The sequence below is a fragment of the Pseudacidovorax intermedius genome, from assembly GCF_003350475.1.
Classification (GTDB): domain Bacteria; phylum Pseudomonadota; class Gammaproteobacteria; order Burkholderiales; family Burkholderiaceae_C; genus Xenophilus; species Xenophilus intermedius.
Genome location: NZ_QQAV01000003.1, coordinates 205,048 through 226,428, shown reverse-complemented (window position 1 = coordinate 226,428; position 21,381 = coordinate 205,048). Strand labels below are relative to the sequence as shown.

19 protein-coding genes are annotated in these 21,381 nt (G+C 70.7%); 8 read left to right on the top strand and 11 right to left on the bottom strand.

Annotated elements, in window-relative coordinates; genetic code table 11:
• Positions 1–6: 6 nt before the first annotated feature.
• Genes DFR41_RS10530 through lplT form a run of 3 tightly spaced genes read right to left on the bottom strand, consistent with a single transcriptional unit; the run spans position 7 to position 3,591 of the window.
• Positions 7–1,182, bottom strand: coding sequence for a nucleotide sugar dehydrogenase (locus DFR41_RS10530; protein ID WP_114802650.1), 1,176 nt, complete (start codon positions 1,180–1,182; stop codon positions 7–9).
• 22 nt (positions 1,183–1,204) lie between these two features.
• Positions 1,205–2,350 (bottom strand): glycosyltransferase family 4 protein, encoded by a 1,146-nt coding sequence (locus DFR41_RS10525; protein WP_114802649.1) that lies wholly within the window; start codon positions 2,348–2,350, stop codon positions 1,205–1,207.
• Positions 2,347–3,591, bottom strand: coding sequence for a lysophospholipid transporter LplT (gene lplT, locus DFR41_RS10520; protein WP_114802648.1), 1,245 nt, complete (start codon positions 3,589–3,591; stop codon positions 2,347–2,349). Before lplT ends, DFR41_RS10525 begins: the two co-directional genes overlap by 4 nt.
• A gap of 159 nt (positions 3,592–3,750) precedes the next feature.
• Here lplT and DFR41_RS10515 point away from each other — a divergent pair, with 159 nt between their 5' ends.
• Positions 3,751–4,227, top strand: coding sequence for a GNAT family N-acetyltransferase (locus DFR41_RS10515; protein ID WP_114802647.1), 477 nt, complete (start codon positions 3,751–3,753; stop codon positions 4,225–4,227).
• 70 nt (positions 4,228–4,297) lie between these two features.
• Here DFR41_RS10515 and DFR41_RS10510 read toward each other — a convergent pair whose 3' ends face one another.
• Together DFR41_RS10510 and DFR41_RS10505 are read right to left on the bottom strand one after the other, a co-directional pair.
• Complete coding sequence (locus DFR41_RS10510) at positions 4,298–4,867, bottom strand: DUF2878 domain-containing protein (RefSeq protein WP_170159344.1); 570 nt, start codon at positions 4,865–4,867, stop codon at positions 4,298–4,300.
• Between the two features lie 118 nt (positions 4,868–4,985).
• The gene (locus DFR41_RS10505; protein ID WP_114802645.1) at positions 4,986–5,876 is read right to left on the bottom strand and encodes a LysR substrate-binding domain-containing protein; all 891 of its coding nucleotides are present in this window, start codon (positions 5,874–5,876) and stop codon (positions 4,986–4,988) included.
• 122 nt (positions 5,877–5,998) lie between these two features.
• On the opposite strand from DFR41_RS10505, the gene DFR41_RS10500 reads away from it, so the two are divergent.
• The 7 genes from DFR41_RS10500 to DFR41_RS10475 are packed head-to-tail and all read left to right on the top strand — an operon-like array spanning position 5,999 to position 12,885.
• A complete protein-coding gene (locus tag DFR41_RS10500) occupies positions 5,999–7,000 on the top strand; it encodes a Bug family tripartite tricarboxylate transporter substrate binding protein (RefSeq protein WP_114802644.1) in 1,002 nt (333 codons plus the stop codon).
• A 9-nt stretch (positions 7,001–7,009) separates the two neighbouring features.
• Positions 7,010–7,807, top strand: a complete 798-nt coding sequence (locus tag DFR41_RS10495; protein ID WP_114802643.1) for an alpha/beta fold hydrolase — start codon at positions 7,010–7,012, stop codon at positions 7,805–7,807.
• 30 nt (positions 7,808–7,837) lie between these two features.
• On the top strand, positions 7,838–9,265 hold the full coding sequence (locus tag DFR41_RS10490; protein ID WP_114802642.1) for an FAD-dependent oxidoreductase: 1,428 nt from the start codon (positions 7,838–7,840) through the stop codon (positions 9,263–9,265).
• Complete coding sequence (locus DFR41_RS27675) at positions 9,262–10,080, top strand: sugar phosphate isomerase/epimerase family protein (protein ID WP_170159343.1); 819 nt, start codon at positions 9,262–9,264, stop codon at positions 10,078–10,080. The genes DFR41_RS10490 and DFR41_RS27675 overlap by 4 nt, the downstream gene beginning before the upstream one ends.
• A complete protein-coding gene (locus DFR41_RS10485) occupies positions 10,067–10,882 on the top strand; it encodes a shikimate dehydrogenase family protein (protein ID WP_170159342.1) in 816 nt (271 codons plus the stop codon). Before DFR41_RS27675 ends, DFR41_RS10485 begins: the two co-directional genes overlap by 14 nt.
• Positions 10,879–11,769 (top strand): alpha/beta fold hydrolase, encoded by an 891-nt coding sequence (locus tag DFR41_RS10480; protein ID WP_114802640.1) that lies wholly within the window; start codon positions 10,879–10,881, stop codon positions 11,767–11,769. Before DFR41_RS10485 ends, DFR41_RS10480 begins: the two co-directional genes overlap by 4 nt.
• Positions 11,770–11,793: 24 nt before the next feature.
• The gene (locus DFR41_RS10475; protein WP_114802639.1) at positions 11,794–12,885 is read left to right on the top strand and encodes an SMP-30/gluconolactonase/LRE family protein; all 1,092 of its coding nucleotides are present in this window, start codon (positions 11,794–11,796) and stop codon (positions 12,883–12,885) included.
• A gap of 44 nt (positions 12,886–12,929) precedes the next feature.
• Here the strand turns inward: DFR41_RS10475 and DFR41_RS10470 are convergent, their stop codons facing one another.
• From DFR41_RS10470 to DFR41_RS10445, 6 genes are all read right to left on the bottom strand, one after another.
• Entirely contained in the window at positions 12,930–16,994 is a 4,065-nt protein-coding gene (locus DFR41_RS10470) for a translocation/assembly module TamB domain-containing protein (protein ID WP_244917713.1), read from the bottom strand.
• A gap of 7 nt (positions 16,995–17,001) precedes the next feature.
• Positions 17,002–18,933 carry an autotransporter assembly complex protein TamA gene (locus DFR41_RS10465; protein ID WP_114802637.1) on the bottom strand — a complete coding sequence of 644 codons (1,932 nt, stop codon included), beginning with the start codon at positions 18,931–18,933 and terminating at the stop codon, positions 17,002–17,004.
• A 92-nt stretch (positions 18,934–19,025) separates the two neighbouring features.
• Positions 19,026–20,213 (bottom strand): vWA domain-containing protein, encoded by a 1,188-nt coding sequence (locus DFR41_RS10460; protein WP_017759649.1) that lies wholly within the window; start codon positions 20,211–20,213, stop codon positions 19,026–19,028.
• A 3-nt stretch (positions 20,214–20,216) separates the two neighbouring features.
• Positions 20,217–20,510 carry a type II toxin-antitoxin system RelE/ParE family toxin gene (locus DFR41_RS10455; RefSeq protein ID WP_114802636.1) on the bottom strand — a complete coding sequence of 98 codons (294 nt, stop codon included), beginning with the start codon at positions 20,508–20,510 and terminating at the stop codon, positions 20,217–20,219.
• A gap of 4 nt (positions 20,511–20,514) precedes the next feature.
• Complete coding sequence (locus DFR41_RS10450) at positions 20,515–20,730, bottom strand: addiction module protein (protein WP_017759647.1); 216 nt, start codon at positions 20,728–20,730, stop codon at positions 20,515–20,517.
• Between the two features lies 1 nt (position 20,731).
• Positions 20,732–21,340, bottom strand: a complete 609-nt coding sequence (locus DFR41_RS10445; RefSeq protein WP_114802635.1) for a GNAT family N-acetyltransferase — start codon at positions 21,338–21,340, stop codon at positions 20,732–20,734.
• Positions 21,341–21,381: the final 41 nt, after the last annotated feature.

The following is a 21,381-nucleotide window of genomic DNA, read 5'->3' as shown; positions in this document are numbered from 1 at the left end:
CTTGCGTCAGTCCCCGCCAAAGAGGTCGCGGGTGTAGACACGGTCCTGCACGTCCTGCAGTTCTGGCGTGCTGCGATTGGCCACGATCAGCGCAGCCTCGCGCTTGAACTGCGCCAGATCCCGCACCACCGGCGAGCCGAAGAACTGGTCGTCGGCGAGCGTGGGCTCGTACACGATCACCGGCACGCCCTTGGCCTTGATGCGCTTCATGATGCCCTGCACGCTGCTGGTGCGGAAGTTGTCCGAGCCGGCCTTCATGGTCAGCCGGTAGATGCCAACCGTGCGCGTGGCGCCGTTCATGCGGGCCAGGATGTCGCGCGCCAGGAAGTCCTTGCGCGTGGTGTTGGCGGTGACGATGGCCCGGATCAGGTTCTGCGGCACGTCGGCATAGTTGGCCAGCAGCTGCTGCGTGTCCTTGGGCAGGCAGTAGCCGCCGTAGCCGAAGCTGGGGTTGTTGTAGTGCAGGCCGATGCGCGGATCGAGCCCCACGCCGGTGATGATCTGCCGCGGGTCCAGTCCGTGGCTGAGGGCGTAGGTGTCCAGCTCGTTGAAGAAGGCCACGCGCATGGCCAGGCAGGTGTTGGCGAAGAGCTTGATCGCCTCGGCCTCGGTGCTGCCGGTGAGCAGCAGCGGCACTTCGGCCGCGAGGGCACCTTCGCGCAGAAGGCCGGCCACGCGCTGGCCGCGCGGGCCGGTGTCGCCCACCACGATGCGGCTGGGGTGCAGGCTGTCGTGCAGCGCGCGGCCCTCGCGCAGGAACTCCGGCGCGAACACGATGGCCTCGTGGCCCAGGCGCGCGCGCAACGCCCGCGTGTGGCCCACGGGCACGGTGGAGCGGATGACCACCAGCGCCTGGGGCGCCCAGGCCAGCGCATCGGCCGTCACGGCGTCCACGCTGCGGGTGTCGAAATGGTTGGCCACCGGGTCGTAGTCGGTGGGCGTGGCGACGATCACCAGCTCGGCGCCGTCGTAGGCCAGGTTGCGGTCCAGCGTGGCGCTGAGGTCCAGGCCGCCGCCGGCCAGCTGCGCCTGCAGCTCGGCGTCGACGATGGGGCTCAGGCCGGCGCGCAGGGCCTCGACCTTGCGCGCATCGGTGTCCAGCACCACCACATGGTGCCGGCGCGCCAGCATCACGGCATTGGCCAGGCCGACGTAGCCGGCGCCGACGACGGCGATCTTCATGGCGGAGGCTCCGCGGTGGCGATCAGGCAGTGGTGGCCGCGGCCACGGCCACGGCGGTGGGCCCGCTGCCCTGTGCGGCCCCGCCGTTGCCGGCGCGGTCGTCATCGACTGCGGCCGTGCCCTCGGCAGCGATGCGTTCGGCGGCGGCCAGCGCGACGGACTTGTCGCCACGCCGCGGCGCCAGCGCCTGCAGCATCTGCCGCGTGGCCGCCGGCCAGCTGTAGCGCTCGGCAAAGCGGCGCACGCCCTCGCGCGGCTTGTGCAGCGCGGCCAGGCAGGCGGCGCGCAGGTCCTCGTCGAGAACGCCGCCGGGCGAAGCCATGCCCACCACGTCGATGGGGCCTGGAACCGGGTAGGCGGCCACCGGCGTGCCGCAGGCCATCGACTCGGCCATCACCAGCCCGAAGGTGTCGGTGACGCTGGGGAAGACGGTCACGTCGGCCGTGCGGTAGAGGCTGGCCAGCGCCTCCACGTCCAGCAGGCCCAGCCAGCGGGCCTCGGGGAAGCGGGCCTTCAGCTTGGCCAGCGCCGGGCCTTCGCCGGCCACCCATTTCTGGCCGGGCAGGTCGAGTTCGAGGAATTTGTGCACCTGCTTTTCCACCGCGATGCGGCCCACGTACAGGAAGACGGGCTCGGCCGGTCGCTCCATGCGCGGGCCCTCGGGATGCATGGCCGCCAGGTTGACGCCGCGCGACCACAGCCGCGCCTGCGTGAAGCCGCGCTGCTTCAGGTCGTCCACGATGGCGGGCGTGGGCGCCAGCGTGGCCCGTGCCGCGTTGTGGAAGCGGCGCAGCACCGCATAGCTCCAGGCCAGCGGCAGGCGCACGCGGGCGTGCATGTATTCCGGAAAGCGGCTGTGGTAGGCCGTGGTGAAGGGCCAGCCGCGCGACAGGGCGATGCTGCGCGCCGCCCAGCCCAGCGGGCCTTCGGTGGCGATGTGCAGGCAGTCGGGGTCGATGGCGTCGATGCGGCGAGCCACGCCGGCGCGCGAGGTCAGCGCCAGCGAGATCTCCGGGTACGTGGGGCAGGGCACCGACCGGAAGTCCAGCGGCGAGAGCACATGCACCTCCACGCCCAGGCGCTGCAGCTCGCGGCGCGTCATCTTGAGTGTGCGCACGACGCCGTTGACCTGGGGTTCCCAGGCATCCGAGACGATCAGCAGTTTCATGGCAGGTCCCTGGTGGAAGAGGTGACGGACAGAGAGGGGGCGTGGGGCGCGCTGGCGCAATGAGGCCGTGCTGCGCTGCGCCGTGCATACAGGCCCGCGGCCAGAAGCGTGCCCAGCGCCACGCAGGCGCCCAGTGCGCTCGTGAGCAGGGCGATGGACTGGTCCAGGCCGAGCAGGGCGGCATAGACGCCCAGCATCAGCAGCACGCCCAGGTTCTCGTTGAAGTTCTGCACGGCGATGGATTCGCCCGGCCGCAGCAGCACATGGCCGCGGTGCTGCAGCAGCGCGTTCATCGGCACCACCAGCAGGCCGGCCAGGGCGCCGATCAACGTGAGCAGGACGACGGCCACGGGCAGCGTGTCCACGCCCACCATCAACGGCACGCCGGCGCCCATCAGCACGCCCAGCGGAAGCACGCGGATGGCTTGGTGCAGACGAACGAGGCGCCCGGCCAGCGCCGCGCCCGCCACGATGCCCAGCGCCACCACGGCCTGCAGGTAGGCCGCCTGGTCCAGGCCCAGGTCCAGCGCGTCCTGCGCCCAGGCCAGCACCACCAGCTGCAGCGTGGCGCCCGCGCCCCAGAAGAGCGTGGTGATGGCCAGCGACAGCCCGCCCTGCGGATCGCGCCACAGCGTGGCGTTGGCGTTGGCGAAACGGCCCACCAGCGCGGCCGGCGCCCAGCCCACGCCACTGCCGTGCGACACGCCGCGCGGGATCAGCAGGTTGAGCAGGCCTGCCAGCGCGTAGGTGGCCAGCACCACGGCCAGGGCCGTGTCCACGCCCGGCATGCGCGCGCTGACGAGCAGGCCGCCGAAGCCCGTGCCCAGCACGATGGCGCACACGGTGCTGACCTCGATCCAGCCATTGGCGCGCACCAGCATCGCGGGCGGCACCTGCTCGGTGATCAGTCCGTACTTGGCCGGCGAATAGACCGCGGCCCCGAGCCCTGCCAGCGCAAAGGCGAGCAGGGGGTGCAGCCCCAGCACCATGCCGCAGGCCGCGCCCGCCTTGAGCAGGTTGGCGGCCAGCATGACCAGGGCCTTGGGCCAGCGGTCGGCCAGCGCGCCCACCCAGGGCGCGAGCAGCACATAGGCCAGCGTGAAGCAGAACTTGAGCATGGGCGCCATCCACACCGGCGCGCCCATCGCCATCAGCTGCGCGATGGCGATGACCAGCAGCGCGTTGTCGGCCAGGCCCGAGAAGAACTGTGCGGCCAGCAGCCAGTGCATGCCGCGGTTCACGCGTGGTTCCGGCTCGTGCTGTGCATGGCCGGCATTGGAGGCGGCGAACGTGTCGCTGCGGTGACGGTGGGGTGGGGCGCTGTCTATGCTCGGGGCATGTCCGACGCTTCCGCTTTGCCTGCCTCGCCGACTTCGCCACCTGCTGCCCACTGGCGGCCGATGCAACGCCAGGATCTGCCCGCCGTGCTGCAGATCGCGGCCGAGGTCCATCCCGACTATCCGGAGGACGAAGCCGTCTTCGCCGAGCGCCTGACCCTCTTCGCCGGTGGCTGCCTGTGCCTGGCCACGCGCGAAGGCACGCTCGCCGGCTATGTGCTGAGCCATCCCTGGCAGGCCGATGCGCCGCCGGCGCTGGACACGCTGCTGCAGCGCCTGCCGAAGCCCGCCCCGGCCTACTACCTGCACGACATGGCACTGCTGCCCGCCGCCCGCGGCCTGGGGGCGGCCGGGCGCGCCATGCCGCTATTGGCTGCGCAGGCCGTGGCGGCCGGCTGCCGCGAGATGGCACTGGTGGCCGTCAACGGCTCGGCCGGCTTCTGGGCGCGGCAGGGCTTCCGGGTGCGCGAGGTGCCCACGCTGGCGGCCAAGCTGGCCAGCTACGACGCGGCCGCGCGCTTCATGGTCCGGCCGCTGTAGTCTGACGACGCCGCGCGGATCGCCCGCGTTCACGGGTGGCCGCGCGCTGCCATCCGGTGGCACCCTGCCTTCAGCCGCCCTCGCGCAGTGGCACCGCAGCAGCGGGGCCGGCGGCGCCGTCATGGCGCCGTCCCAGCCAGCACAGCAGCGGCAGCATGAGTGCCCATTCGACCGCCAGCCAGCCCAGGGCCAGCGGCGCATCGACGAACTGCGCGCCGCCCAGCCGCACGCCCGACGAGAAGGCGAGCGGCCCCGCCACCGCACCCAGCAGTGCCGCCAGCACGGGCCGGCCGTGCAGCCAGCGCAGCGTGAGGTTGATGGAGGTGGCGAAGGCGGCCCACAGGCCGCTCAGCCAGAAGGGCGGCAGCGCCGCCGTCCACTGGCCACTGGGGTAGGCCACGGCGCCCAGCAGCACCGGGCCGGCATCGGCCAGCGTGCCCAGCAGCACGGCGTAGAGCACCAGCCGCGCCTCGGGCTGCGCGCGCCGGGCCGTGCACAGGTGCCAGGCCAGTCCGGCCACCAGCGGCAGGCAGCCCAGCATCGGCCAGCCGTGCGCCGCGCCCAGCACGGCGGCGAACCAGGCGATCTGCGTCCAGGCGAAGTTGGCCCACAGCAGCCGGCGCGGCGGCAAGGGTGCCACGGCTTTCGCTGCTGCGCTCTGGCTGGGGGAGGGAGGGGATGCTTGGGTGGCCATGTCGCTTCTACGGCGCGTGCAGCGGGTTGGATGAGAGACAACCGTGCCTGCAGGTGCGGCTTGCTCAGCGCGGCGATCTGCGCAACCGTTGGATGAGGAACGCTTCAAGAAGCTCCACCGCCCTGCGTCCTGGCAAGGGCGCGGCCGCCAGCCAGACTTCGCATTCCGGCATGGCGGGCATGCCCTCACGTCCGCCCAGCACCTTGAGCCGCTTCGAGATCGTGGCCTCGCGGAACACGCCGATGGCGATGCCCGCGCGCACCGCCGCTTCGAGCCCCGTGACCGTGGTGCTCGTGTAGGCGATCCGCCACGCGATGCCCGCCCGGTCGAGCGCATGCGTCGCCCAGTCACGCAGCATCGCGCCCTCGGGATTGAGCGCGAGCGGCAACGGGCGTTGCAGATGGGTGGTCGAGCCTGGCGTCGATGCCCACACCACGCGCGACTTCGACAGGCGTCGACCCTCCCCCGAGCCGACCGGCCCGATGCCCACCACAAGGTCATAGCGCGCACCCAGTTCCGCGTGCATGAGCGATGACACGCCGTGCTCCAGCTCGACATGGATCCTCGGATACAGGCGGCAGAACTCCGCGATCAGCGCCGGCAGCACGCGCGTGGCGTAGTGCTCGATGGCACCGATGCGGATGCTTCCCGACACCTCGGCGATGTCGATGTCGTTGAAAAGCTGGTCGTTCAGTCCGAGCATCTGCCGCGCCAGCGGCAGCAGTTGAAGGCCCTCGGGCGTGGCGTTCAGCCGCCGCTTGCTGCGGTCAACCAATTGGACGCCGAGCTGATCTTCCAGCCGCTTCAGCTGCATGCTGACCGCCGATTGCGTGCGCGACAGCGCCTTGGCGGCCGTGGTGAAGCTGCCGACGCGCAGCAAGGTGTCGAACACGCGCAGCAGGTCGATGTCGACGGTGTGGCTGCGGGGCGTGCGCGGTGGGGTGGGTGGCGGCATGGCGTTGTCTCCTCCAGGTCATCACGAAGCGTGATGCGAAGAATGACGAAGTATCACGCTCGCCGCGGTGCGCCGGCTCAAGAATGGGGGGAACGACAAACGCGGACAGACCGGAGACACGCATGCAAGCCCCTATCGACTTCTCATCCCGACGGCGCCATCTGCTGCGCGGTGCGCTCGCAGCGTCGCTGGCGCCGGCCCTCGCGCACGCAAGCTCTGCATGGCCTCAGAAGCCTTTGCGCCTGATCGTCGGCTTTCCGCCAGGCTCGTCGCCCGACGCGCTGGCGCGCCTGATCGCCGATCCCCTCGGTCAGGCCCTCGGCCAACCGGTGGTCGTCGACAACAAGGTCGGCGCCACCGGCAGCATCGGCGTTACCGCGGTGGCGCGGGCAACGGACGGGCACACCATCGGTCTCACCGGCAACGGTCCGCTCACCACCGCCAAGGCGCTGACGCCTTCCACCCCCTACGACGTGGCGCGCGACCTGCGCCCCATCTCGCTCGTCGCGAGCAGTCCCTTCGTGCTCGTGGGCAGCAATGCGATGCCGGCGACTGATCTGCGCGGCTTTCTCGACTTTGCGAAGGCCCGGGGTGACAAGCTCAGCTATGGGTCCATCGGGCCAGGCTCGGGTTCGCACCTGACCATGGAGCTGCTCAAGGCCCACACCGGCATCCGCGCGGTGCATGTGCCCTTCCCGGGCTTTCCGCAGGTCGCGACGGCGCTCATGGGCCAGCAGATCGACCTGGCGTTCATGATTCCCTCCATCGCCGTGCCGCAGGCGAAGAACGGGCGCCTGCGGCTCTACGGAATCAGCTCGGCCCAGCCTTCTCCGGGCGCGGGCGATGTGCCGCCGATCCAGTCGGCGCTCGACGCCTCGGGCGGCGCGTTCGACGTGACTTCGTGGAACGCCATCTTCGGGCCGGCCGGCATGCCCGCGTCCGTGGCAGACCGCCTGTCGGAGGAGATCGCCCGGATCCTGCGCACCCCCGCGGTGAAGCAGGGCCTGCAGGACCAGGGCTGGCTGGCCATCGGCAGTGCGCCCGATGTGCTCGCCCGTCAGATCGTGGAGGACACCGGAATGTGGGGCCGCGTGATCAAGCTGACCGGCGCACGCAACGAATAAGGAGCGGACATGCAACGCAGAGATCTCTTCGCTGCCGGCCTGGCCGCAGCCAGCCTCACCGGCCCGCTGCGCGCTTCGGCGCGCTCGGATTCACCCCCCTTCGTCCTCGTGCATGGGGCCTGGCACGGCGGCTGGTGCTGGAAGCACGTGGCTGCCTCGCTGCGCGCCGCGGGACATCTGGTGTTCACGCCGACGCTCACGGGGCTCGGCGAGCGCCGGCACCTCCTGTCGCCCCAGGTCAACCTCGACACGCACATCGACGACATCGTCAATCTCCTCGAGTACGAGGAGCTGGAAGACGTGGTGCTGGTGGGTCACAGCTACGCCGGCATCGTCATCTCCGGCGTCGCCGATCGTGCGCGCGCCCGGCTGAGGCAGCTGGTGTTCCTGGATTCGCTGCTGCTCGAATCCGGCAAGAGCCTGTTCTCGGACTTCCCGCAGTCCGTGGTCGACCAGCGTCTGAAGACCATCCGTGAGACCGGTGCCGGCGTGGGCGCCGCGCCTGCGCTGCCGCCGTCGGCATTCGGGGTCACGGCTGCGGCAGATGCAGCATGGGTCCAGCGCCGCATGACGCCGCAACCCGTGGGCACCTACCTGCAGCCGCTGCAGCTCAAGTCCTCCTTGGGCAACGGCCTGCCAAAGACCTACATCGAATGCACCGCCGATCCGATCGCCACGCTGGAGCCGACCAAGGCCCGCGTCCGCGCGGACGCGGGCTGGCAGACGCGAAAGCTCGCGACAGGCCATGACGCTATGGTGACCGCACCCGGGCCCTTGAGCGCGCTCCTTCGCGAACTGGCCGCCTGACATCCACTTCTCCTTCTCGAAAGCTGCACGATGGGAACCCTCACCGCGGAAGACCGCCACTTCTTCCAATCCGACGTCAACCTGCGCCAGAGCCAGCGCACGCAGCGGGCGCCGCAAGGCCACATTGCCGAGGCCGCACGGCACACGCCGGTGCACACCCGCTGCGATGTGCTGGTGCTGGGCGGCGGCCCGTCCGGCGTCGCGGCGGCAGTTGCCGCTGCGCGTTCCGGCGCGCGGGTGGTGCTGCTCGAACGCTACAACCACCTTGGCGGCCTCTCCACCGGCGGCCTCGTGATCTGGATCGACCGGATGAGCGACTGGCAGGGCGAGCCGGTGATCCAGGGGCTTGCCGCCGAGATCATGGAGCGGCTGGGTGCCGATGCCGTCGCGGGGCCGCCGCGAGAGGCATGGGGATCGAAGGATCCGGACCAGGCCGCGCATTGGGCGCTGCGCACCGCGGCCTTCCACGGCGTGGTCACCCATTCGCCGACCATCGATCCCGAGAGGCTGAAGGGCGTGTACCACGAGATGGTGCGCGAGGCGGGCGTCGACCTGATCCTGCACGCCTGGATGGTCGCGCCGGTGGTCGAAGATGGCCGCGTGACCGGCGCCATCTTCGAGAGCAAGCAGGGCCGCCGCGCCATCCTGGCGCACGTGGTCGTCGACACGACGGGCGAGGGCGACCTCTATGCCGCGGCCGGTGCGGCCTACGACTCGGACATCGACGCGCGCGAGATCCATCACTGCATCAACACCTCCTGGCTGTTCGCGGGCGTGGACATGCAGCGCTGGCTCGAATTCCGCGCCCACGAGCCCGAGGCCTTTGCCGCGTTCATGGCGCGCGGCCGCGAGACGGTCGGCAGCTTCGAGAAGCCCCTCGTGTCGTGGCGCAACGACGTTGCCACCTTCCTCGGCCCGCGCAAGGCGGGCTTCAGCGCGCTCGATGTCGACGACATGACGCAGGTCGAATGGGAATCGCGCCGGAGCATGGAAGACCATCTGGCGTTCTACCGCGCACATGCACCGGGTTTCGAGCGCGCCTGGATCATGCTCATGGCACCGCAGATCGGCACACGGCACGGACGCCGGCTGGTGGGCGTGAAGCGGGTGCTTCGCGGTACGTGGGACGCCGGTGCCATCGAGCCCGACGAGATCGGCATCAGCCCCAGTCCGTCGCCGCGCTTTCCCAACATCTCCGTGCCCTACGGTGCGCTCGTGCCCGAGACGCTGGACGGCGTGCTGGCGGCGGGCAAGCACATCGCGTGCGATGCGAACTCCCACGGCTTCCTGCGGGAGATTCCCCAGTGCTGGCTCACTGGCCAGGCCGCCGGTACGGCCGCGGCGCTGGCGGCCGACCACAACATGCTGCCGCGCAACGTGGACCTGAAGCGGCTGCAGGCGGCGCTGACGGCGCAGGGCGTGCCGCTACGCCAGGCGCGTGCGGCGGTGCCGGCATGAGCTTCACGCTCTCGCTCGCGCACCTGGGCATGCTCGATGCGTCGCCGCCGCAGTTGGTGGAGGCGGCCCATGCGGCGGGCTTTCGCGGTGTCGGGATGCGGCTGCATCCTGCGCGTCCCGGCGAGGCGCCCTTTCCCATGCACGAGGGCGGCCCGATGCTGCGCGAGACGCTCGCGCGCCTTCACGAGCTGGGGCTCGAGGTACACGATGTCGAGATCGTGCGCATCCGGCCTGCGTTCGACGCGCGGGCGTTCGACGGCGTCCTGGCTTCGGCCCAGGCGCTGGGCGCACGGCGCCTGATGGTGAACGTGGACGACGTCGACACCGGCCGCGCCACGGCCCACATCGGCATGCTGGCCGAGCGTGCCGCCTCGCACGGCCTGAATCTCGGCCTCGAGTTCATGGTCTACACGGCGGCGCGCTCGCTGCAGGTGGCCCGGGAACTGGTCCGGCCCTTCGCGCACGATGCGGTGCGCGTGGTGGTCGACGCGCTGCATTTCTTCCGCGCGGGCTGCACGCCGGAAGACATGGTGGACCCGTCCATTGACCACCACTTCATGCAGATCAACGACGCACCCGCGCAGAGGCATCCCGGCCTGTCGGCCAGCGAAGAGGGCCGGGCCCACCGGCTGTTTGCCGGCGAGGGAGCGTTGCCGGTCCATCGTCTGCTGCCTTATCTGGCCGGCGGCGCGGTGCTGTCGGTGGAATCGCCGAGTGCGATCCGAACGGCCACGCTCGACATCCATTCGCGCGCCGCCGCCGCCTGGCGCAGCGCCCATCACTTCCTGCAAGGACATGGCCATGACCACGAATGAAAGCTGGGAGGGGTTGCGGCTCGACGGCCGCACCGTCGTGCTCGGCATCATCGGAGACCCCGTTGCCCAGGTGAAGGCGCCGCTCCCACTGACGCGCCTCCTTCAGGCGCGGGGAACGAACGCGGTGCTGGTGCCGATGCATGTGCGGGGAGAGGCGGTAGGCAGCCTGCTCGACGCCCTGCATGTGGTGCACAACTTCGCGGGCATCGTCGTCACCGTCCCCCACAAGCAGCGCGTGGCTGCGCTGTCGATGGAACTACTGCCGGCCGCGCAGCGGGCGCGCGCCGTGAACGTGGTCCGGCGCACACCGCACGGTTGGCAGGGCGACCTGCTCGACGGTGCCGGCTTTCTGCGCGGGCTGGTACGCAGCGGCTTCGACGTCGAGGGCCGGCGTGTGGGCCTGGTCGGCGCGGGTGGGGCGGGCTGCGCGATCGCCCTGGCGCTGGCGGAGGCGGGCGCGGCGGCCATCGACGTGCACGACGTCGACGAGACGAAGCAGCTTGCCCTGGTCGATCGCCTGCGTGCGCTTGGGCATGCCGCCGGCCGGTGGGACGCTGCCAGTCCGCGCGATCTCGTCGTGAATGCGACGCCCGCGGGCATGCGGCCCGATGATCCACTGCCCATCTCGCCGTCGGCCATCCTGCCCGGCCACACGGTGGCCGAGGTCATCATGGAGCCGTCCATCACGCCGCTGTTGGCGCATGCACGGCAACTCGGTGCGCGTGTGGTGCCAGGCCGGCACATGATGGACGAGCAGCTCGAAGCGATGGCCGATTTCTTCTTCGACGGAGACCAGCGATGAGCACGCCTTTCTTTCCCGGTTTCGACGTGCGTCGCTTCGCACTCGGTGACGCAACCATCCATGCAGAGGTGGGCGGCAGCGGGCCGCCGCTGTTGCTGCTGCATGGGTATCCGCAGACCCATGTGGCCTGGCACCGCATCGCGCCGACGCTGGCGCGGCATTTCACCGTCGTGGCCCCGGATCTGCGCGGCTACGGCGACAGCGTCGGGCCGGGCGGCGATCCGCTGCATATCCATCATTGCAAGCGCACGCTGGGGGGCGATCAGGTGGCCCTGATGCGGGCCCTTGGCTTCGAACGCTTTGCGGTCATGGGCCACGACCGCGGCGCGCGCGTCGGCTATCGCCTGTGCCTGGATCGTCCGGAGGCTGTCAGCGCCTTCGTTTCGTTGACGGTGGTCCCGACCGAGACGATGTGGCAACGCGCCGGCATGGCCTTCGGGCTCAAGGCCTTCCACTGGTACCTGTTCGCGCAACCTTTCGATCTGCCCGAGCGCATGCTGCGCGCCGATCCGGGCTACTTCCTCGACTGGGCGCTGCGCAATGCGGTGCTCAAGGTCGGCGCCGTCACGCCCGAGGCCTTGGCCGAGTACCACCGGGCATTCGCCAAGGAGTCGGTGCGACATGCCATGGTCGAGGACTACCGCGCGGCGGCCTCGATCGACCTGCAGCACGACCGCGACGATCTCGCGGCCGGCCGCCGCATCGCCTGCCCCCTGCAGGTGCTGTGGTCTGCATCGAGCGCAGGCGCACCGGATCCGGTCGAGACCTGGCGGGCCTGGGCCGACGATGTCGAGGGCGCGGCCGTCGACTGCGGTCACCTGATGGCCGAGGAGGCACCGGACGAGGTGCTGGCGCATGTCCTGCCCTTCCTCCAACGCCACGCCTGAACGCCGAGAACAAGGAGACATGACATGCGACCGATGATTCTGCTGGCGGGGCTCGTGCTGGCGCTGCAGGCCCACGCGCAGACGGCGCCCATGCGGCTGAGCCAAATCGGCGATGCCGCACCGGCGCGCCAGCAGGAGTTCTTTCCTGCACCTTCCTTCGAGCTGGTTCACGCGGGCGGCTGCGGCGTGATGGAAGGCATCGCCAGTGCGTCCGACGGCAGCGTCTACTTCACCGAGATCACACGCTCGGTCGGCTGCAGCGATGCGGCCGGTGTGCAGGGCGGTCGCATCTGGGTGGTGCCGCCCGGTGGCACGCCGCGCATCTTCCGCGAGCCCAGCAACATGGCCGCCGGCCTGGCCATCGACGCGCAGGATCGGCTGATCGCCGCGGAAGGGGCCGACTACGGCGGCCGTCGCGTCTCGGTGACCGACCTGCGCAGCGGCAGCTACCGCGTGGTTGCGTATTTCCACGAGAACCGGCAGTTCAATGCACCGAACGATGTGGCGATCGACCGCGCCGGCCGCATCTTCTTCTCGGACCTTCGCCTGTTCGGACCCGAGACCATCGAGCAGCGGATCAACGCCGTCTACCGGCTCGATCCGCCCGAGGCCAATGCGAAGGGCCTGTGGCCGGTGTCGCGCATCCTCGGCAACGACGCCAAGATGAACGGCATCGAGCTGTCGCCGGACGGGCGGACCTTGTACGTGGGCCATTGCGATCCCGGGACCAATGCGCTCGGCGAGCAGGGCAAGCCGGCCCTGGACCGCACGGGGGCGGGCGGCCTGGTGGCGTATCCGCTGGATGCCGCCGGTCGGCCAGGCGCACCCCGGGTCCTGCTCGACCTGGAGAAGGCCGGCTGCGTGGACGGCATGACGACGGATGTGGATGGCAACCTCTATCTCGCCCTGCCGAGTGCGCCGTCGGGGCCCGGTATCTACGTGTTGACGCCGGATGGCGCCCTGGTGGCGCGACTCACCCTGCCGAACCGTGAAAGCCCCGTCAACGTGGGCTTTGGTCGCGGCCCGGAGGCGGGCACGCTGTATGTCGCGACGGTGGGCGTGGGCAAGGTCTATCGCCTGCGCACGGGCAAGGTCGGGTTCGCGCCGTCGCGCTGACGCGTCTTGCCGGGCCGTCGACCGGCGTGCTGTGCACGCGTCCGTCAGTCGTATTGCACGGTGTAGATCAGATCGATCCCGCTCTGAATTCCCGCCTGCCCGCGCAGCGTGAGGTTGCGCGTGAGGTCGTAGAAGAAGTACAGCGTGCCCAGCGTGCCCGCCAGGCTGCGCTCGTAGGTGACGTAGAAGTCGTCCGAGAGCCGCTTGCCCAGCGTGATGGCCGAGCCGGCCACGTCGCCGTTGCCGCCGCCCTTGAAGCCGATCTCGTCCAGGCCGAAGCGGCTGGCCAGGCTGCCGCCTTCGCCGCCCGCACCCAGACGGCCCAGCAGCGCCAGGGCGGCCTGCTGCATCAGTTGCGCCTCGCCACCGCTGGCGGCGGAGGCCCGGCCCAGCACGACCCACGACAGCACCTCGGCATCCGACAGCGGCGGGTCGGAATAGAGCTTGACCCGCGGCGCCTGCGCCGAGCCGGTGATCTGCACGCCCGCGCGCTGGCTGATGTTGGGCCGCAGGGCCAGGATGTCCAGCTGCGGGTTGTCCACCGGACCGTTGAAGCGGACGATGCCGCTTTCCACGTCCAGCGCTTGGCCGTAGGCGCGGTACTGGCCCTGCACGGTGCGGATCTCGCCGGTCACACGCGGGGGCGCCGTCGTGCTGGTGGCACGGATGTCCAGCTTGCCTTCCAGCCGCGTGGTGATGCCGCGGCCCTGCACCGCGAAATCGCGGCCCAGGTCGAAGCCGACCTGGATGTCCGGCGGCTTGGCGGTGGTGGGCTGCTGGGGCGACACCTCGGCCGCCTCGGCCTTCTTGCGTTCCTGCGCGTCGCGGGCGGCGGAATGCACCACCACATCGCTGCCCAGGCCGGGCGCGCTCTCGTCGGGGAGGATGATCACGGCGCGGTCGGCCGTGAGGTCGCCGCGCAGTCGGATCTGGCCGTCCTGCAGGCCGGCCTGCAACTGGCCCGACAGCGTGAGCTGACGGTCGGAGCGCACCAGCGCGCGCAGGCTGCGGATCTCGCCGCGCATCGACATCGACAGCCCCGAGCGGCCCGCGCTGGCCGGGCCCCAGCCCAGCTCGCCGCTCATCGTGAGGCTACCGCCGTCCTGCGCGGCCTGGCTGGCGACGGTGCTCAGGTTGCCGCTGCGGCCGGGAATGCGCACCCGGCTGCCGGGGCCGCCCTGAAGGCGGAATTCCTCGATCACCACGCGGTTGCCGGCCAGCGTGGCGCGCAGTCGGCCGTCGCGCAGGTCCAGGCCCTCGACCGCGGCCTTCAGCGCCAGCTGGTCGGCGCGGACGGTGCCGTTCCAGCGCGGGTCGTTGCGTTGGCCGGCCAGGGTGGCGTCGGCCTCCAGCGTGCCGGCGATGCGCCAGCCCGGCGGCGCCAGCATGGACCAGACGCCCAGCTGCGGCAGGCTGGCCTGCAGCCGGCCGGCGAGCGGGGCGTCGGCCGGCCATTGCCAGCCCTCGCCCTGGCGCTGCAGGCGGGTCGACGCATTGGCCTGGATGCGGCCGGCGCGCTGGCTGTCCCAGTCCAGGCTGGCGCGCACGGTGTCGCCTTCAGCGTCCAGGCGCAGCTCGGCCTGGCGCAGGCCGGCGGGGGTGGAGGGCGCGCTGTCGCTGGAATCGGTCTTGACCTCGCCGGGTGCGCCGGTGCCGTGGCTTTCGAGCTTGCGCACGAGGGCGGCCTCGCCGGCCTGCACGCGCAGGTCGCCGCTGGCACGGCCCAGGCGCACACGGGCGCGCAACTGGTCGAGGGCGGCGATGTCCCAATCGCCATCGAAGACCAGGTCGCCGCTGATGCCCAGCTCGCGCAGGCTGGTGTCGCCGCCGAAGGCACGGCTCCAGGTCATGGGCAGGCCCTGCAGGCGGCCCTTGGTCTGCAGTTGCACGCCGTTATTGCCTGAGCTGAGGCGGATCGGCTCCCACGACAGCCGCGCGGTGCCGGGCACCGGACCACGCACGGTGGCGCTGCCGGCGGTGGTCTCCACCTGCAGTCGGTCGCCAGACTGGCGCACGCGGGTCTCGAAGCCCTGGCCCAGTTCCAGCACCCAGGGCGTGTCGCCGCGGCCGCCGTCATCGACGTCCGCACGCAGGCGGGCCAGCGCCAGTCGCCATTGGCCGGCGGCTTCGAGGCCACCGTTCGCGGTGGTGTCGAGTCGTGCCCGGCGTTCGCCCTGACGCACGTCGCCCGACAGCGCGAGGTTGGCGCGCGCGAGGCTGCCGTCGACCGTGGCGGAAAAGGCCGTCAGCTGGAGGGGCGCCGGCCGAGTGCCGTCCGCGGCCGGGCCCGGCTTGAGCAGCAGTTGCGGCGTGCTCAGCCTGGCATTGAGGCTGGGCTCGGCGCTGCCGCGGGGCAGGGGGGCCGTCGGCTTGGCGATCCGTTCCTGGAAGCTGCGCCACCCGCCGCTCCAGCGGGCATCCAGGCGCGCACCACCTTCGGCCGTCATGGCCTTGTCGATGTTGGACAGGCCGGGCAGTTTCTTGAGCCAGGCTTGCAGCCGGGCGGCATCCTGCAGCGTGACCTCAGCTTGGCCGGTGCCGCGGGTTGGCGCCATGTCGGCCTGCAGCCTTGCGTTGACGCCGGGCAGCACAAGGCGCAGATCGCCGCTGCCGGCCTGCTCGGCGACACGGGCGCGCACCTGACCCTCGATGCTGGCGCCCTCGGCCTCCACACGAAGGGTCGGCAGCTCGGCCAGCTGCGTGCGCAGGTTGTACTGGCCCTTGGCCAGCAGACGTTCCAGGCCGAAGCCCTGCAGGCCCTGGGCGCTGGCCCGGCCGCCCTGGGCGCGGAGGTCGGTGTCGAAGCGCAGCACATCGCCTTCCTGCCGGGCGGTCACGGGGCCGCTGATGGCACCGCCTTCCAGCGCGGTGTGCAGCTCGCCGGGTCGCACGCCGTCGATGCGGGCCTGCACCTGCCAGGGGGCCGGCGCGGGCTTCCAGCTGCCCTGGGCGTCGATGCGGCCATGGCCGGCCTCGACATGGGCCTCGTCCACCGTCCAGGTGCCGTCGGCCGGGCCGGCATAGCCGATGCGGGCGCGCAGGCGCTCCACCGGCAGGCGCTGCTGGTCCCAGGGGCCGGGCATGGCATTGCGAAGGTCGGCGCGCAGACGCCAGGCCTGCTCCCCAGTCGGCGGATCGGGCTGCACGGCGACCTCGCCGCTGAGGCGGGTCAAGGGCCCGGTCTTCCAGAAGGTGGCGACATTGACGTCGCGCAGCGTGGCCAGGGCGTCGATGACGGGCTGCGGCGCCCAGGGTGCCAGGTTCGCATCGAGCTTGGCGTACAGCGCGCCGGCCTTGTCGTCGGTCTGCTCGGCGCGGGCCTCGGCCTGCACGGTCAGCCGTGCATTGGCGCCCGCCAGGTTGCCCTTGGCCGTGGCGGTGGCTTGAACGGGCAGGGTGCGGCCGTCGCCCAGCGGGGCCTGCAGGTGGCCCTGGAGCGCGGCATTCAGCGCCATCTGCCCGTCGCCCTGCAACTGCACCTGGCCGCTGTAATGGCCGCCTTCGAGGTCGACGCCGTCCAGGTCCAGCCGGTGCTCGGCCTTCTGGTAGCGGTAGTGGCCGGCCAGTTGCTGCGCCACCACCGGTGGCGGGCCCGCCCAGCGGACCTCGCCGATGCGGAAGGGCACGTCCACCTCCACCACCGGCAACACGAGGCGCTCCAACGGTTGCAGCGGCTTCTTGGGCGCATCCGCGGGGGCGGGCTTGGCCTCGATGAGCACCTGCGCGGCACGCACTTCGCCCAGCTGCACCCGGCGGTCGAACAGCGGGCGCAGCTGCCAGCCGATCTCGGCCTGGTGCACCTCGACCGTGAGATCGGGCGTGCGGTAGCGCAGCAGGCCGATGCGGCCGCCTTTGCGCAGCGAGCCGGTCACCGCCTGTGTCTCCAGCGTCTGGCCGGCGGGCAGGTACCGGGCGGCGCGTGTCAGGACGGTGGCGAGCGAGCTGTCGCTGCCGGCCCACCACCAGGCGCCGCCCAGCAGCACCAGCACCAGGGCGAGCAGGCCGACGACGGTCCAGGCCAGGCCGCGCAACACCCGGCGCGTGCGGGAGCGAGTGGGCGGCGTCGTGGGGCGCTGCGGCGTCGGGGGCTGCGGGGTGTCGGTACTCACGGCGGCGTCAGAAGCTGAAACCCAGGCGCAGGTGCAGCCGGAACTTGCGCGTTTCCACGCCATAGCCCAGGTCGGCCTGCACCGGGCCCACCGGGCTGCGCCAGCGCGCGCCCACGCCCACGCCCACCTGCGGCTTGTTGAGCTGGCTCACCTGGTCGGCCACGCTGCCGGCGTCGACGAAGACCACGCTTTCCCAGGCGGAGACCTTGTTGTCGAAGACCAGCGGCTTCTGCCATTCGGCGCTGAGCACGGCCAGGTAGCGCCCCGCCACCGTGGCGCCACTGGCATTGGTGGTGCCGATGGAGCGGTAGGCATAGCCGCGCACGCTGGTGTCGCCGCCGGTCAGGAAGAGCAGGGTGGAGGGGATCTGCGCATCGTCCTTGGCCGTTACGGCGCCGACCTGCGCCCGCAGCGCCAGCCGCGATTGCCGTGCCAGGCCGGCCGTGTCGCCCTCGGCCACGCGGCCCAGCGGCAGGATGTAGAGCGAGCGCACGTCGGCGCGGGTGAACGGCCGCTGGGCGCCGCTCAGGGTGTAGCCGGCACCCAGCTCCAGGCCCAGGCCCCAGCCGCGTCGCGGCGCGCCCGCATCGTCGAAGTAGCGGCCCGTCCACGACCAGTTGGCGCTCAGGGCCGAGGCCGAAGGCGGCGCGCCCACGCCGCGGTTGAGCGCGTAGTCGTACTGCAGGTAGTAGGCGCGGTCGATCTTGGGGTCGGACTTGCTGCGGCCGAAGCGGGCCCGGCCGCTGTCGACCTCGTAGTCGCCCGACAGGTCCTGCTTGAGCTCGCCGGAGGTGATCCAGCGCCAGCCGTCGTCGCCCGGGATCGCACTCCATTCGGTGTTGAGCGAACGGGTATTGCGGTCCACCGAGAGCTTGGTCACCGCGCGCCAGTCCAGCAGCGGCATGCGGTTGTGGATGTGGTCGGCCGACAGCCGCGGCCCGGAGTCGGAGGTGAAGCCCGCCCCCAGCACGATCTTCTGCAGCTTGGCCTCGCGCACTTGGGCGACGACGGTGGCGGCCTGCGGGTCGGCGTCGGTGTCGAGCGTGAGGAAGACCGAGTCGTAGTAGCCACTGCTGGCCATGCGGGCCTGGGCGTCGAGCAGCTCCTGCTGGTCGTAGGGCTGGCCGGAGGGCACGCGGGCGATGCGCCGTGCGCCGTCCACGCTGTAGCGCTCGGCGCCGCGCACCTCCAGCGGCCCGAAGCGGTAGGCCGGGCCCGACTGGTAGGTGACCGACAGCCGCGCCGTGCCGGCATCGGCGTCCACGTCGGCGCGGCTCAGCGAGATGCTGCCGGTGGGAAAGCGCTGTGCCACCAGCTTGCGCAGGCCGGCGTTCTTGGCGCCGTCCCAGGCGGACTGGGTGAAGTCCTGGCCGGCCGACAGCGTCCAGCCGTCGCGGATGGCCTTGCGCTGGGCGGCGGTCTTGTCGTCGGTGTCCGTGGCGATGGGGCCGGCGAAGTCCACCTGCGCCGCCGTCACCTTGGTGCGCGGGCCCGGGTCGACCTGGATGCGGACCTCGTAGGGCACGGCGGCGTCGGCCGGCAGGTCCACCAGTTCCATCTTGAGCGTGGGCGTGAAATAGCCCAGCGTGCCCAGCAGCTCGCGCGCATTGGCGTCGGCGGCCACCATCAGGCGGGAGATCTCGGCCAGCTGCAGGTCGTCGAGGCGGCGGTAACGCTGCAGCTCCAGGTGTTGCTCCAGCAGCTCGCGGGCCTCCTTGGGGCCTTCGACGCGCACGTTGAAGCCGTGCCGTCCGCCTGCATCGTCCTTGCCGTTGCTCGTGAGGGCCGAGGGCGCATCGTCGGCCCCCGCCTTGTCGTCCTTGTGGCGGCCGGGCAGCAGGCTGCAGCCCTGCAGCAGCAGGGCGGCGAGAAGCAGCAGAACAAAAAGAAACGCCGGCGTGCCTGCCGGCGTCGGTCGACGGGAATCCACCCTGGGCATGGGGCGCCATTCTGGCATCGGCCCCCGGGCCACCTTGTCGGAATGCCGCCCGTCCTGCGGGGCCTTGCCGATATGCCGTCGGCTGGCTTGTGCTACTTGGACAGCAGCCGCATCGCGTCTTCCAGCCCCTTGAGCGTGAGCGGGAACATGCGCTGGGACATCAGCTGCTGGATGACCGAGATGCTCTGGCGGTACTGCCACACGCCCTGCGGCTCGGGATTGATCCAGGCGAACTTGGGGAAGGCATGCGTCAGGCGCTGCAGCCATTCGGCGCCGGGCTCCTCGTTGTTGTATTCGACGCTGCCGCCGGGCTGCAGGATCTCGTAGGGACTCATGGTGGCGTCGCCCACGAACACCAGCTTGTAGTCCTTGTTGTACTTGCGGATGATGTCCCAGGTCGCGAACTTCTCGCTGAAACGGCGGCGGTTGTTCTTCCACATGAAGTCGTAGACGCAGTTGTGGAAGTAATAGAACTCCAGGTGCTTGAACTCGGTCTTGACGGCCGAGAAGAGTTCTTCGACGCGCGCGACGTGCTCGTCCATGGTGCCGCCCACGTCCATCAGCAGCAGCACCTTGACGTTGTTGTGGCGCTCGGGCCGCATCTTGATGTCGAGGTAGCCGGCATTGGCGGCGGTGCGGCTGATGGTCTGGTCCAGGTCCAGCTCGTCCTCGTGGCCCTCGCGCGCGAAGCGGCGCAGCCTGCGCAGCGCCATCTTGATGTTGCGCGTGCCCAACTCCTGGGTGTCGTCGTAGTCCTTGTAGGCGCGCTGCTCCCACACCTTCACGGCGCTCTTGTTCTTGCCGACGCCACCGATGCGGATGCCCTGGGGGTTGTAGCCGCCATTGCCGAAGGGGGAGGTGCCGCCGGTGCCGATCCACTTGCTGCCGCCCTCGTGGCGCTCCTTCTGTTCCTCCAGACGCTTCTTGAGCGTCTCCATCAGCTCATCCCAGCCCATCTTCTCGATGGCCGCCTTCTGCTCGGGCGTGAGCTCCTTCTCCAGCACCTGGCGAAGCCAGTCGAGCGGCACTTCCTTGGTGAAGTCGGTGAGCATCTCCACGCCCTTGAAGTAGGCGGCGAAGGCGCGGTCGAACTTGTCGTAGTGCTTCTCGTCCTTCACCAGCGCGGTGCGGCTGAGGTAGTAGAAGTCGTCCATGCCGAAGGCATCGTCCGAGTTCGGGCCCACCACGTCGGCCTGCAGGGCCTCCAGCAGCGTGAGGTATTCCTTGACCGACACGGGCAGCTTGGCCGCGCGCAGGGTGTAGAAGAAGTCGATCAGCATGGGTCAGGCTCCTGGCCAGCGCTCGGGACTCTGGCGGAAATGGACGCACGCCAGCACATGGACATGCTGGCCTTCGATCCGATAGTGCATGGCGTAGGGAAAGCGGCGCAGCTTGGCGCTGCGATAGGCGCCAGGCCCGTGGCGGAAGTGCTGCGGATCGCGCGAAAGCAATTCCACCAAAGCGGCGACACTGCGCAGGAGTTCGGCGCCAAGGCCCGTTTGCTTCGCTTCGTACCACTCGAAGGCCATGCGCAGGTCTTGTTGCGCGGGCTTCTCGAGATGCACTTCGAACTGCATCGATTCAGAGCCGGACGCCCAGCGATGCGGCGAGTTCGGCGGGCGTGCATGCGGTGCCGGGATTTGCCTGAACCCACGCCCAGCGACGGTCGAGCTCGGCCTTGAGTTCTTCGCTCATCGGCGGCATGAGGTCCTGGTCGATGCTGTCCCACAGATCCTCGACGAGTTGCAGCTTCTCGTGCACACCGAGTTGGGCGATTTCTTTCGGGAGTGCGCTCATGTCAGCCTCCTGAGGCAAGACGGGGTTTGTCCATCAGATACAGCAGCTGCGCCTTCACCTCTGCCCACTCGCCGGCGCGCAGGCTGTACATCACGGTGTCGCGGATGGTGCCGTCGCGGCGCAGGGCGTGGCCGCGGATCACACCGTCCTTCTTGGCGCCCAGGCGCTCGATGGCGCGCTGGCTGGCGAAGTTGAAGTTGTCGGTGCGCCAGCCCACCACGTGGCACTGCAGCGTCTCGAAGGCGTGACGCAGCAGCATCAGCTTGCAGGTGGTGTTGACATGCGTGCGCTGCACGCGCTGCGCGTACCAGGTATAGCCGATCTCCACCCGGCGGATGGCGGGCACGATGTCGTGGTAGCTGGTAGTGCCCAGCACCGTGCCGCTGGCCTCGTCGAGCACCGCGAAGGCCAGGCGGTTGCCGTCCTCGCGCATCTTCAGCGCCTGGGCGATGTAGGTGGCGGTGTTCTCCGGCTCCGGCACCGAGGTCACGCGGATGTTCCACAGCGCGCCGTCGGCGGCGGCGGCCGCCAGGCCGGCCTCGTGCTGCGAGGTGAGCGGCACCAGGCGCACGCCACGTTCGCTCAGTTCAACGGGTTCGACGAAGGCCATGGCAGCTCGGCGCGATCAGGAGGGTCGTGGACGTGCGGCGA